Genomic DNA, 13,406 nt, shown 5'->3' with positions numbered 1-13,406 from the left:
TTCATTGCATCAATCTTCTGCGGATGCACTACGGATTTCGCAGGCATTGGTGTCCTGTTCCGGCTCGAAACCCTCTTGTCCGGGCTCAGACTCGGCCGCATCGCAGTCCTCGGGCTGCTCTCCCAGCATCCGCTCGGCGGCGCCTCGGTGCAGCTGCGCCGCCGTGGGATCGCCGAGGTGCTCCAGCGTGTCGGCGAGCCGCAGGTGCAGCGCACCCTGCAGCCGTACGTCCTCGGCGCGCCGCGCCCACTCCACCGCCTCCTGGCAGGTGCGCAGTGATTCCTCGGGACGGCCGGCGTACTCCTGCACCCGCGCCAGCTCGCTCAACGCCCGGGCGTGACCGGCGACATCGCCGTTCTTGCGGTGCCCGGTGACCGCGGACCGCCAGTTGCGCAGCGCGTCGCCGTACCGGCCCGCATAGGTGTGCGCCTCGGCGATGCGGCCGTACAGCCGGGCGGCGTCGGCCCGCTCGCCCCGGGCCAGCCGCTCGGCCAGCGCGCGGCCGAACCAGTCGGCGGCCCTGTCGTAGTCCCCGAGCTCCAGGTGGGCGCCGCCTACGGATTCCATCGCGCGGCCGGTCGCATACGGGTCATTTGCTTCCCACCCGGCGTCCAGCGCGGCCCGGAACCGCACCAGCGCCTTGCGGGTACGTCCCGTCCGGGCGTCGAGATCGCCGAGGTTCAGCAGGGCCGCGGCCTTCTCGCGGGGCAGCTGCCGGCGCTCGGCCACGTCGAGGACCAGTCCGTGGATGTCGTACAGGTCACCGGCGGCCGCCTGGGTGCCGAAGTGCGCGGCCATCGCCCTGACCAGCTGGGACATCAGGCGCCTGGCGAGCGTGTCCAGCTCCCCGTCGGCGACCGCGGCCCGTGCCGAGGCCAGCAGGGCGGGCCTGCGGATACTGAGCCACTCGGCGGCTGCCCGGGGGTTGGGGAAGCGCAGGGCGCGGGGCGTGCCGAGGAGCTTCTGCCGGGTCTCGGGGTTGTCGGTCTCGGTGATCGCGCGGCAGGACTGCAGCAGCCGTACGGTCCGCTCCAGCATCCGGGCGCGGGCGAGCTGAAGCTCGGCGGGCCGGTCCTGGGTCTCGGTGAGGGCCCTCAGAAGCCGGTGCAGACAGGCCGGCACCTCGTACTGCGGCAGCGGCGAGTCGACGACCTGCAGCAGGCCGAGGGCGACGAGGTCGTCCAGGATGGCGTGGGCCCCGTCCACCGAGGAGCCGGCGAGCGCTGAGGCGGTGTGCGGGTCGACGAGGCCGCCGGGGGCCAGCGAGAGCAGCCGCAGCATCCGGGCGGCCGGGGTCGGCAGGCCCGCGTAGGCGAGTCGGAAGACCCTGCCGAGCGGTGTGCCGTCCTCGCCCTCGGCGTGCAGCTGCTTGGCGAGGTCGGCGACGGCCGCCTTGGGCCGGGCCGCGAGCCAGCCGCCGGCCAGCATCAGCGCGGCCGGCTGGCCCTGGCACACCTCCACGAGGTCCTCGGCGGCCCGTGGGTCGACGGTGATACGCACCGAGCCGGCGTGCCGGGACAGCAGCTCCACGGCCGACTTGGTGTCGAGGCCGCCGAGCGTGCAGGGCCGCACGTCCGAGATCCCGGTGAGCGGGCCGCTGGAGACGGCGACGGCCAGGCACTCCGGAGTGTCCGGCAGCAGCGCGTCGACCTGCTCGGCGCGGGCCGCGTCGTCGAGCAGAAGCAGGACCCGGCGGTCGGCCAGGGTCTCGCGGAGCACCGCCGTGAGGTCGTCCGCGGCGGCGCCGGCCGGTGCCGGCCGGTCCAGGGCGGTGAGCAGCTCGCGGGCGGTGCGCTCGACGGGGACGGGAGTGCCGTCGGGGTCGCTGAGGCGGGCCCGCAGGACTCCGTCGCCGTAACGGTCCGCCACCTGCCGTACGAGTTCCCCGGCGAGCGCCGTGCGCCCCGAGCCGGGGCGGCCCGCGATGAGCAGTACGCGCGCGCGTGGCGCCTTGCGGCCGGAGAGGGTGTCCAGGCCCGCACGCTCGATGTCGGCGAGGAGTTCCTTCAACTCGCGTGTACGGCCCAGGAATTGGCGCCCTGCGGGGGCCTGCCGCGACGCCTGCACGCCGCCTGTGTCCACGACCTGATCCGTCACGGGCCACACTCCCGTCCCACGCACACGCAAGCCCGCCGGGACTCCGGTTCGGGCGTAATCAGAGCCTAGTTCACGCTCTGCTACGTTCCGGGCGGAGCGTGGCGGGCACGGCGAGGACGTCCCTCGATCGGATCAGCCGATCTTCACACCGAAGGCGGGTCGGTTTCGTTCGGGACGCGCGGTCTTCGTTCAGGCCTCGAAGGGTCGCGCCGGCCAGGGCGCCTCCGCCGTGCGCAGCGCGTCGAGCCCGTCGCCGTTGCGCGCGGCGACCAGCGACAGCACACCCACGACGAGGCAGTTGTTGTGCACGTAGCCCGCGAGCACACCCCGGACCAGTTCGTCGACCGGCACGCGCGCGTGCTCCATGTCGGCCTCCTCGTCCTCCACCTCGAAGCGATCGCCGTCGGCCTCGGACAGATCACGGGCGAGGAAGATGCGTACGGCCTCGTCGCAGCCGCCGGGGGTGGTGTAGACGTCGGTCAGCACCCGCCAGTCCCCGGCCTTGACGTGGGCCTCCTCGTACAGCTCGCGCTGGGCGGCGTGCAGCGGGTTCTCACCGGGGATGTCGAGCAGGCCGGCCGGGATCTCCCACAGCTTCTGCCGTACCGGGTGGCGGTACTGCTTGATGAGCAGGACACGGTCCTCGGGGTCCAGGGCGAGCACGGCCACGGAGCCCGGGTGGACCTGGTAGTCGCGGCGGACGACCGAGCCGTCGGGCATGACCACGTCGTCCGTGCGGACGGAGGTCTTGTTGCCCACGAAGGGGGTGTCCGTCGCCCGGATCTCCCACTCCTGCGGGGTGTCCTTGATCGTCATGCCCTGACCTTCCACACGCTTCAAAAAAGAACCCGGCAAAGAAAACCGGGGTGCCCACCTTTGAAGGTTTGCACCCCGGCCACCGTACAACTCTCGTGTTACTTCGAATTCTTACGCTCGACAGCGGCCTTGACGAGCCCGGCGAACAGCGGGTGCGGTCGCGTCGGGCGCGAGCGCAGCTCCGGGTGGGCCTGCGTGGCCACCAGGTAGGGGTGGACCTCGCGCGGGTACTCCACGTACTCGACGAGCTTGCCGTCCGGCGACGTGCCGGAGAACAGGATGCCCGCCTTCTTCTCCAGCTCCGCCCGGTAGGCGTTGTTCACCTCGTACCGGTGACGGTGGCGCTCCTCGACGTACTCCTTGCCGTCGTACACCTCGCGCACGATCGAGCCCTCGGCCAGCTTCGCCGGGTACATGCCGAGGCGCATGGTGCCGCCCATGTCACCCTCACCGGCGACGATGTCGAGCTGCTCGGCCATCGTCGAGATGACGGGGTGGGAGGTGGCCGGGTCGAACTCGGTGGAGTTGGCGTCGCCGATGTCGGCGAGGTTGCGGGCCGCCTCGACCACGATGCACTGCAGACCCAGGCACAGGCCGAGCAGCGGGATCTTGTTCTCGCGGGCGTACTTGATCGCGCCGACCTTGCCGAGCACACCGCGGTCGCCGAAGCCGCCGGGGATGCAGATGCCGTCGACGTCGGCGAGCTGCTGCTTGGCGCCGGCCGGGGTCTTGCAGTCGTCGGAAGTGACCCACTTGATCTTCACGCGGGCCTTGTTGGCGAAGCCGCCGGCCCGCAGCGCCTCGGTCACCGACAGGTAGGCGTCGGGCAGGTCGATGTACTTGCCGACCAGCGCGAGGGTGATCTCGTGGTCGGGGTTGTGCACGCGGTCGAGCAGGTCGTCCCAGGTCGTCCAGTCCACGTCACGGAACGGCAGGTCCAGCTTTCGGACGACATAGGCGTCCAGGCCCTCGCCGTGCACGGTCTTGGGGATGTCGTAGATGGAGCGGGCGTCGGGGCAGGCGACCACGGCCGCCTCGTCGACGTCGCACATCAGCGAGATCTTGCGCTTGATCGCGGTCGGCACCTCACGGTCGCAGCGCAACACGATCGCATCCGGCTGAATACCGATGTTCCGCAGAGCCGCAACCGAGTGCTGGGTCGGCTTCGTCTTCAGCTCTCCCGAGGGGCCGATGTACGGCAGGAGCGAGATGTGGACGACGAAGACGTTGTCACGACCGACCTCGTGACGGACCTGGCGGACGGTCTCCAGGAACGGCAGCGACTCGATGTCGCCGACCGTGCCGCCGACCTCCGTGATCACGACGTCGACCTCGTCCGTCGCCATGCGGCGGATGCGGTGCTTGATCTCGTTGGTGATGTGCGGGATGACCTGCACGGTGTCGCCGAGGTACTCGCCGCGCCGCTCCTTGGCGATCACGGTCGAGTACACCTGGCCGGTGGTGACGTTCGCGGAACCGTCCAGGTCACGGTCGAGGAACCGCTCGTAGTGGCCGATGTCCAGGTCGGTCTCGGCGCCGTCGTTGGTGACGAACACCTCGCCGTGCTGGAAGGGGTTCATCGTGCCAGGGTCGACATTGAGGTACGGGTCCAGCTTCTGCATGACCACCCGCAGGCCCCGTGCCTTGAGCAGCATGCCGAGGCTGGAGGCCGTCAGGCCCTTGCCGAGCGAGGAGGCGACACCCCCGGTGACGAAGATGTGCTTGGTCGTCGTGGCTGCGTGGTGTCGAAAAGCAGCGGGCGGCATGGCCAAGAGGGGGCTCCCGTGGTCGCGATCTTGAAGTGCGGTTCGGGGGTCTCTGACGCCCACCGGTCCACGGGCTACCAGGGTATCAGCGACCGAGACCGAAGGCTTCCGGCCACGCTCCGCACACGAGCCACCACGAACCTGCACAGGTATCGCGGTTTCTCACCCGTTGGTCACCCGTTCGGCCGACCCGGGTTGCCCGGAGCGGCACGCAGATCATCTACGTGCGTCGTATCCTGCTCGGACATTCGCTGCCGAGCCCGGCCGGCAATACGGCACCACCCCTCGCCCGTAACCACCGGAACAACGAGAGCTCGTCAGTTCGTTGAGCAGAGATTGTCGAGAAGCGAACGTCGTTTTGCCTCACGGCGGAGACGACTGCTTTGCTTCACCGCTCGACGCATTACAACCACCCCTTGACCGCACTAAGCGAAAGCCCCCTTGGCAGAGAAGGGGGTGACGTGGCCGTTCGACTGGAGTTGCACGTGGCCGGGCGCATCGAAGACTACGCACTCATCGGAGACATGCAGACCGCGGCACTGGTCTGCCGGGACGGCACAGTCGACTGGCTGTGCCTGCCCCGCTTCGACTCGCATGCCATCTTCGCCGGCCTGCTGGGCACCGAGGAACACGGTTTCTGGCGGCTCGGTCCGGCACACGCGTCCGACGCCGAGCCGCCCACCGCGGCCCGGCGCAGCTACCGCGGCGACTCGCTGATCCTGGAGTCCGAGTGGGACACGCCACGCGGCACGGTCAGGGTGATCGATTTCATGCCCCCGCGTGACGGGGCGCCCCAGCTGATCCGGATCGTGGAGGGCGTCTCGGGCCGGGTGCCGATGCGCTCGGCGCTGCGGATGCGTTTCTCGTACGGCCGGGTCGTGCCCTGGGTGCACAAGCACGAGGGCCGTACGGTGGCCGTCGCCGGCCCGGACTCTGTGTGGTTCGACACGGAGGCCGAGACGTACGGCAAGTCGCTGACGACGTACTCGGACTTCACGGTCGCCCCGGGTGAGCGGATCGCGTTCACCATCTCCTGGGAGCCCTCGCACAAGCAGCCGCCGGCCCTGCCGGAGCCCGAGCAGGCGCTGGAGGCGACCGAGGACTTCTGGCGGGAGTGGGTCGAGCACTGCACGTACCACGGCCCGTACCGCGAGGCGGTGGTCCGTTCGCTGATCACGCTGAAGGCGCTGACCTACGCCCCGACAGGCGGCATCGTCGCCGCCCCGACGACCTCCCTGCCCGAGGACATCGGCGGCGTCCGCAACTGGGACTACCGCTACACCTGGCTGCGCGACGCGGCGATCACCCTGTCCTCGCTGCTGCGCACCGGCTACCGCGAGGAGGCCCGCGCCTGGCGGGAGTGGCTGCTGCGGGCGGTCGCGGGCGACCCGGAGAACCTGCAGATCATGTACGGCATCGCCGGCGAGCGCGAGCTCGGCGAGGCCGAGCTGGACTGGCTGCCCGGCTACGAGCACTCCGCGCCGGTCCGGGTCGGCAACGGCGCCGCGCACCAGCTCCAGCTGGACGTGTACGGCGAGGTCACAGAGGCCCTGCACCTGGCCCACATGACGGGCCTGGCCCGCAACGACTACGCCTCGCTGCTCCAGCTGAAGCTGATCCGCTACCTGGAGGACCACTGGGACGAGCCGGACGAGGGCATCTGGGAGGTGCGCGGTCCGCGGCGCCACTTCGTGCACTCCAAGGTGATGGCCTGGGTCGCCGTCGACCGCACCATCAAGCTCATCGAGTCCGGCGACGCCGACGGCCCGCTGGAGCGCTGGCGCGAGCTGCGCGACGACATCCACCGGGACGTCTGTGAGAAGGGTTACGACAAGGAACGCAACACCTTCACGCAGTCGTACGGATCCAAGGAGCTGGACGCCTCCCTGCTGCTGATCCCGCAGATGGGCTTCCTGCCGCCGGACGACAAGCGCGTCATCGGCACCATCGAGGCGATCCAGCGCGAGCTGTCCACGTCGGACGGCTTCATCCTGCGCTACCCGACGCAGGGCAAGCACGAGGGCGTCGACGGCCTCCCCGGTGACGAGGGCGCCTTCCTCGCCTGCTCGTTCTGGATGGCGGACGACCTGGCGATGATCGGCCGCGTCGACGAGGCTCGCAAGCTGTTCGAGAAGCTGCTGTCGCTGCGCAACGACCTCGGTCTGCTGGCCGAGGAGTGGGACCCGCACCTGCAGCGTCAGGTCGGCAACTTCCCGCAGGCCTTCAGCCACGTCCCGCTGATCGACACGGCGCTGCGGCTGACGGCGTCCGGAGCGTACGGCGGCTGAACAGGACTGCCGCAACGCGCCCGCCTAGGCTGGGAAGCAGCGACTGCCCCGGCAACGGAAGGGGGCAGCCATGGCTTCCCTCTCGAAGGCGGGCGCGGCCCTCACCGCGCTGCGCGAGGATCTCGCCGGTGATGTGTTCGCGCCGGGGGACTTCGGTTACGACGACGCGCGGGTCGTCTTCAACGCCATGATCGACCGGCGGCCCGCGGTGATCGCGCAGTGCGTGGACGAGGACGACGTCGTGCGGGCCGTGCGGTTCGCACGGGACCTGGACCTCAACATCGCGGTGCGCGGCGGCGGGCACAGCGTCGCGGGCATGGCGGTCAACGACAACGGCCTGGTGATCGACCTGCGCCATATGCGTGGGGTCACCGTCGACCCGGCGGCCGAGGCGGTACGGATCGCGGGCGGGGCGACGATGAGCGACCTGGACCGCGCCTGCCAGCCGCACGGGCTCGCCACGACCGGTGGCCGGGCCTCCACGACCGGTGTCGGCGGTTTCGTCCTCGGCGGCGGCTCCGGCTGGCTGGACCGCTGGTGCGGACTGGCCGTCGACAATCTGCTCGGTGTCGAGCTCGTCACCGCGGACGGCGAACGGGTCCACGCGAACGCCGACGAGAACCCCGAGCTGTTCTGGGGCCTGCACGGCGGTGGCGGCAACTTCGGAGTCGCGACCGCGCTCACCCTGGGGCTCCATGAGCTGCCCGAGTTCTCCATCGCGCTGGTCCTGTACCTGCCGGAGTCGGGCCCCGAGGTCGTCCGCACCTACCGCGAGCTGATCACCCTGGCCCCGGACGAGGCGAGCGGCGGTGTGCTGTATCTCACCGGCCCGCCCGAGGGGTTCGTACCGCCGCACCTGGTCGGCAAGATCCTGTGCGGTGCGCTGCTGACGTACGCGGGGCCCGAGGAGGACATGCGCAAGCTGGCCGAACCCCTGCTGGCGCTGCCGCACGAGTCGGAGATCGTCGGGGCGATGCCGTACGCCGATGTCCAGTGCATGCTCGACGATCCGCCGGGGATGCGGAATTACTGGTCGGCGGAGTACCTGGCGAGTGCGCCCGACACCTACCTCGACGCCTTCTGCGCCCGGGGCGAGGCCATGCCCGCGACCGGGACCATCCATGTGCTGTTCCCGCTGGGCGGGGCGATCGCCGCGGGCCCGCCCGAGTATCCAGTGCCCTACCGTGACGCGCCCTGGGCCGTCCACCCCTTCGCGATCTGGGAGGACCCCGCGGACGACGAGCGGTGCGTCCAGTGGGTCCGGGACGTCCGCGCCGACGCGCGGCCGTGGAGCACCGGCGCGGTCTACCTCAACTTCATCGGGGACGAGGGTGCCGAGCGGGTCGTGGCCGGAGTGGGCCCCGAGAACACGCGGCGGCTGGCCGAGCTGAAGCGGCGCTACGACCCGGACAACGTCTTCCGGTTCAACCACAACATCAGGCCGGCCTGAGCGGTGAGCCGACCCGGGCACGGTCCGCCCGAGCGCCGGAAGGGTCGGCTTGATTGAACGCCGTCAGCCGAGTTGCTCGGACGCCGTCAGCCGACTTGCTTGAACGCCGTCAGCGTCCGCTCCCCGCCCGGGTCGCCCGCCGTCGCCGGCACGAGGGCGATCTCGTCCAGTCCGGCCTCGGCGTACGCCTCGACGCGCGCGCGTACGGCGTCCAGGTCACCCACCAGGCCGACCATGCCCGCCGCCGCGGCAGGCAGCGCTTGGACCAGCGTGCCGGGATCGGCACCGGTACGGGCCAGCTCGACCGCCTCACCGAAGCCGGCCGCCTCGAACGTGTCGCTGTAGCCCGGCACCGTCAGATACCCGGCGATGCTCCGCAGGACCTGCGCGAGGGAGTCCGGGTCCGGCTCTACGGCGGCGGGCAGCCAGGCGGCCAGGGTGGGCGGCGACGTACGGCCCGCGCGCGTGGCTGCCGCTTCCAGCTTCCCCCGCAGCGTCCGCACCTGTTCGGGCGAGACGAGGTCGAGCAGCATCCGGTCGGCGTGCACCGCCGCCGTGGCGATCGCGCGGTCCCCGAACGCCGCCACGGTGAGCGGGCCGCCGGGCGGCTGGAGGCGTCGCGGGAAGGCGCTGCCGGGGACGACCGGTTCCCCGGGCCTGCCGTGCAGGAAGACGCGCAGGGCCGCCGCCGAGGCCTCCATCGCGGCGGCGGGCCGTACCCGCGGCACCCCGTGCACGCCCTCGACCACCCGCTTGCTGGACGTCCCCAGGGCCACCCCGACCGGCCGCCCGGTGACGGCGGCGACCGAGGCGGCGCCCCGCGCGATCCCGAACGGCTCGCGCACCGACACCGCCACGGGACCGGCCGTCAGCGCGACCCGCTCGGTGGCCCGCCCGATGGCCGTGGCGAGGACGAAGGAGTCCCAGGTCGGCCCCTCCCCCGCCCACACCTCGCGGTACCCGAGCCGGTCGGCGGCCACGGCCACCCGCAGCGGCTCCTCGACCGGACTCTCGTCCTCCCGGGCCACGGCAACCACGCTGAAGTCCATGCCGACGCGGCTACCCCGCTCACGCACCGCAACGCATGATCGGCTCCGGAGATGTCAGGGGAGCCCGCGCACGGGTAGCGTCCGGCACATGGACAGCGGCACGGGCGGTACGGACAGCGGCTACGGGACCCACAGCGCCGGGATCACCGTGCGGCGGGCGCTGGAGCTGCCCGGGCTGCGCAGTGGTCTGCCGGAGGTCCTCGCGGGCGGCGACCGGCTGGGACGGACCGTGCGCTGGGTGCACGCCGGCGAGGTACCCAACATCGCCTCGCTGCTGAAGGGCGGGGAACTGCTGCTGACCACGGGCTACGGCCTCGGCACCCGCCCGGCCGACCAGCGCGCGTTCGTGCGCACCCTGGCGGAGCGGGGCATCGCGGCCCTGGTCGTCGAGCTGGGCCCGCGCTTCACGCGGCTGCCCGCCGCGCTCGTCGACACGGCGCGTACGGCCGGTCTGCCGCTCGTCCAGCTGCACCGTGAGGTGGCCTTCGTGACGGTCACCGAGGAGATCCACACCGAGATCGTCAATGGCCACTACGCGCTGCTGCAACGGGCCGAGGAGGTGCACCGGCGGTGCACGGACGCGCTGCTCGGCGGCGGCGGTGTGCCCCAAGTGCTGGGCATCCTGGCCGACTTCAGCGGCAACCCGGTGTTCCTGGAGACGACGGACGGCCAACTGCTGTACGCCGCAGGGGCGGGCCCCGAGGGTGCGGATCCGTTGCAGGTGTGGGAGGGACTGCGGGGCCAGCACAAGGACGCGCCGCCGCCGGGTGGGTCGGTGCTGGTCGATGTGCCGGGTGGCGGCCCGGGGACGGGCTCCGTCCGGGCCCGCCTCGTGCTGCTCCCCGTACGGGGCCCGCTCGCGCCCGTGCACCGCATCGCCGCCGAGCGGGCCGCGGGCAGCCTGGCCGTGGTGCTGATGCAGGCGCGCCAGGAGGAGGAGCTGGCGGCGCGCGGGCGCGGCGACTTCCTGACCGACCTCGCGGAGGGCCGTATCGCCGCCGAGGACGCCCCGGCACAGGCGCGCGTGCTGGGCTTCAAGCCGGGTGACGGCCCGCTGCTGCCGGTCGTGATGCGACTGGGCGACGCGTTGTCGCCGGGCGGGGGCTGGGCGGTGCTGGCGCGCGCGGTCGGCGAGGAGCTGGCCTCGGTGGGGGCGCCGGTGCTCTTGGGCGTACGGCCCGTGGAGGGGCGGGTGCCGCTTCTGCTGGGCCTGCGTTCGGAATCGGAGCGGTCGGCCGTCGCGGACCGGGTCGCGGTGGCGCTGCGGGCGGGCGTGGAGCGGGCCGGGGTCCAGCGCCCCGGGGCGCCGCCACCGGTCGTGGTGGTCGGCGTGGCCGGCGGCTGGGCGGCGGCCTCGGCGGGCCTCAGGCACGCGGCGGAGACGGCGACGGCGGCGCAGGGCCTGTCCGACCGCCCCTGGTACGACGCCCGGCGCCTGGACATCGACCTGCTGCTGTGGCGACTGCGCGACCACCCGGACCTCGCGGCCTTCGTGGACCGCGCGATCGGCCCGCTCCGCGACCACGACAACCGCTCCAAGCCGCCCCTGCTGCCCACCCTGGAGACGTACTTGGCGCACGCGGGCCGCAAGGCGGAGACGGCCCGCGAGCTGCACCTCAACCGGCAGACGCTCTACAACCGCCTCGCCCGTATCGGCGAGTTGCTCGGCACGGACCTCGACGACCCGCAGACGGTGCTGGCGTTGAGCCTGGCGCTTCGGGCACGCAGGCATGCGGGATAGAACGGCACGTGCGCCACGGACGTTCCGGCGTCTAGATCATGGGCCGAGGCTGCGTCAACTCGTCGTACACGCTGAGCACTTGGGCGACTGTCTCGTCCTCGGTCGGCCAGGTGGCCGCCTGCCGTGCTCCCCGCTCCCTGAGGAACTCCTGCCGCTCGGGATCGCCGAGCAGCCGTACGACGGCGTCGGCGAGGGCCTCCGGGTCGCCGTACGGGACGAGTTCGGCCGCGTCGCCGACGAGTTCCGGCACACCGCCGACGTCGGTGGCGACGAGCGGCACGCGCGCGTGGAGGGCCTCCTGGGCGAGGACCGACCGTGACTCCCAACTGCTCGGCAGAAGCGCCACGTCGGCCGCCGCGAGCAGCTCGGAGACGTCGTCACGCCGCCCGATGAGCCGCACGGGCAGCCCCTCGTCCTCGATCCGGCGCTGCAGATCGGCCCGCAGCGCCCCCTCCCCCGCGATCACGACCAACGGCACGGCATCGAGCCGCAGCCACGCGCGCGAGGCGTCCAGCAGCACGTCGTAGCCGCGATGCCGCTCCAGCGAGCCGACGGCGATCAGCAACGGGCGTCCGGTGGCGCCGAGTTCGGCCCGGACCTTGGGCCGCAGCCGGTCGGGGTCGTCGTGCTCGACGGCGCGGCTCGGCGCGGGCAGCGCGACGGCCGCGAGGCGCGCGTCGCGGGCGCCGGTCCGGCGGGCCCGGTCCACCAGCGCCGAGGTGGTCCCGAGGACGACGGAGGCGGCCTTGACGACCCGCCGCTCCAACAGCCGCAGGAGGTGGGCGCGGGCGCCCTCGGCGTGCGCACGGTCGTGCCAGGTGACGACGAGCGGAGTGCGCCGCCCGCTCAGCGCGAGCACGGCACGGAAGGACGCGTGCAGCCCGTGCGCGTGCACCAGGTCGGCGTCCACGCAGGCGGCCCTGAGCGTGGCCACGGAAGCCGGATCGCTGCTGCGCGGCACATGCACATGTTGGGCGCCGGCCCCCGTGAAGTCGTAGAGGTGATCGGCCTCGACAGGGGCGCACACGGTGACCCGCACGCCCCGTGCGACCAGCCCCGAGGCCAGCGATCGCACATGCGCGCTACTGCCGGCGTTGCCGCCGCCCAGCACCTGCACGGTGCGCAGCGACGACTGGCCGTGCGGTGAGTGGCTGCTCACGGGGGTCACGTGGCCGGGGCTCCTGCTTCGGGTCGGGCGGTCACGAAGAACGTACAGAAGGATCGGGCGGAGGGGGTGTACCGCGAGAATCCCTACGCGTACGACGTGTTTACGCCAAGGATGCCAGGACGTACGGCCGTTCCGGGAACGGCGACAGGGCGTGGACGGCTCAGCTGCGGGGCAACGCGCCGCGCCGAGTCACCTGCACGAGTGAGGCGGGGTGGAGGTTGTGGCCGAACATGCGCGCGCTGGGCAGGCCCGACGACCTGCGACGCGTCACCCGACCGCCCTACGGGCAACCTCACTCACCTTGTCGCCGTACACCGCGGCGGCGACGACCGCGGCGGCGTGGGCAATCAGCCCGGCGCGCCCGTTCCCGGCCACGACCGCCGCGCCGAGGGCCGCGCCGAGCGCATGCGCTCCGGTGTCACCGATCATCGCCCGCTCCCCGAGGTCGTCGGGCAGTACGGCCGCCGCGGCTCCCATGGCACCGGCGGCCGACTCCGCGCCGGGCCCCGGGCGCAGCAGCCCAGGCGCACCGAGCGCGAGCACCGCGGCAGCGGCTCGACCCGGCCGCACGTCCACGAGGTTGACGAAGTGCGCGGCGCCGGCGATCACGACACCCGCGAGCATCTTGTCCAGGGGCCGCTCCTTGAGGACCGCCCCCGCGACGAGCCCGGCGGCGGAGACGCCGAACAACTTCACGGCCCCGCTGGTCACTTCGCCGTCCCGGAGCGCGAAGAGATGCGCCCGGAACCCACGCCGGGGGTCCCCGGCCCCCGCGACGTCGTCATACGCCCCGCAGGCTCCGGCAGCCGCCACAGCGACCCCGGCGGCCGGCGCCACCCGCCCGACGGCCACCGCAGCCGCCAGGGCGACGGCGGGCCCGGCGTACAACTCCACGGTCCGGCCCGCGTAGTTCTTCCGCTCCCAGCGCTCACGGCCGCCGGGGGCCTTGGCGCGCAGGGCGGCGACGGCGGCGCGCGTGAGGGCGGCGGAGAGGCCGAGGGAGACGGCTTGCTTGATCATCCGGCCACCCT

The 13,406-nt window shown here is 72.4% G+C and carries 9 protein-coding genes; 3 read left to right on the top strand and 6 right to left on the bottom strand.

The annotated features are described in order from the left end of the window. Nucleotides 1–9: 9 nt before the first annotated feature. The 3 genes from ACFY5C_RS27715 to ACFY5C_RS27705 form a co-directional block, all read right to left on the bottom strand. Complete coding sequence (locus ACFY5C_RS27715; RefSeq protein ID WP_389448675.1) at nucleotides 10–2,097, bottom strand: tetratricopeptide repeat protein; 2,088 nt, start codon at nucleotides 2,095–2,097, stop codon at nucleotides 10–12. A gap of 189 nt (nucleotides 2,098–2,286) precedes the next feature. Continuing rightward, the gene (locus ACFY5C_RS27710; RefSeq protein WP_389448672.1) at nucleotides 2,287–2,913 is read right to left on the bottom strand and encodes an NUDIX domain-containing protein; all 627 of its coding nucleotides are present in this window, start codon (nucleotides 2,911–2,913) and stop codon (nucleotides 2,287–2,289) included. Between the two features lie 98 nt (nucleotides 2,914–3,011). Then, nucleotides 3,012–4,679, bottom strand: a complete 1,668-nt coding sequence (locus tag ACFY5C_RS27705) for a CTP synthase (protein ID WP_328428702.1) — start codon at nucleotides 4,677–4,679, stop codon at nucleotides 3,012–3,014. Between the two features lie 485 nt (nucleotides 4,680–5,164). Here ACFY5C_RS27705 and ACFY5C_RS27700 point away from each other — a divergent pair, with 485 nt between their 5' ends. After that, on the top strand, nucleotides 5,165–6,967 hold the full coding sequence (locus tag ACFY5C_RS27700; RefSeq protein ID WP_389449196.1) for a glycoside hydrolase family 15 protein: 1,803 nt from the start codon (nucleotides 5,165–5,167) through the stop codon (nucleotides 6,965–6,967). A gap of 70 nt (nucleotides 6,968–7,037) precedes the next feature. Beyond that, nucleotides 7,038–8,417, top strand: a complete 1,380-nt coding sequence (locus ACFY5C_RS27695) for an FAD-binding protein (RefSeq protein ID WP_389448669.1) — start codon at nucleotides 7,038–7,040, stop codon at nucleotides 8,415–8,417. An 86-nt stretch (nucleotides 8,418–8,503) separates the two neighbouring features. Here ACFY5C_RS27695 and ACFY5C_RS27690 read toward each other — a convergent pair whose 3' ends face one another. Further along, nucleotides 8,504–9,466 carry an LLM class F420-dependent oxidoreductase gene (locus tag ACFY5C_RS27690; RefSeq protein ID WP_389448666.1) on the bottom strand — a complete coding sequence of 321 codons (963 nt, stop codon included), beginning with the start codon at nucleotides 9,464–9,466 and terminating at the stop codon, nucleotides 8,504–8,506. 88 nt (nucleotides 9,467–9,554) lie between these two features. Between ACFY5C_RS27690 and ACFY5C_RS27685 the strand changes: the two genes are divergently transcribed. Then, on the top strand, nucleotides 9,555–11,207 hold the full coding sequence (locus ACFY5C_RS27685; protein ID WP_389448663.1) for a PucR family transcriptional regulator: 1,653 nt from the start codon (nucleotides 9,555–9,557) through the stop codon (nucleotides 11,205–11,207). Between the two features lie 31 nt (nucleotides 11,208–11,238). Here ACFY5C_RS27685 and ACFY5C_RS27680 read toward each other — a convergent pair whose 3' ends face one another. Both ACFY5C_RS27680 and ACFY5C_RS27675 read right to left on the bottom strand, forming a co-directional pair. Next, nucleotides 11,239–12,375: a glycosyltransferase family 4 protein gene (locus ACFY5C_RS27680; RefSeq protein ID WP_389448660.1), complete on the bottom strand. Its 1,137-nt coding sequence runs from the start codon at nucleotides 12,373–12,375 to the stop codon at nucleotides 11,239–11,241. Nucleotides 12,376–12,642: 267 nt separating this feature from the next. Further along, nucleotides 12,643–13,395, bottom strand: coding sequence for a hypothetical protein (locus ACFY5C_RS27675; protein ID WP_389448657.1), 753 nt, complete (start codon nucleotides 13,393–13,395; stop codon nucleotides 12,643–12,645). Nucleotides 13,396–13,406 lie beyond the last annotated feature (11 nt).

Origin of the sequence: Streptomyces sp. NPDC012935 (assembly GCF_042900345.1) — a bacterium.
Classification (GTDB): domain Bacteria; phylum Actinomycetota; class Actinomycetes; order Streptomycetales; family Streptomycetaceae; genus Streptomyces.
This window is presented reverse-complemented; position numbering and strand designations above follow the sequence as displayed.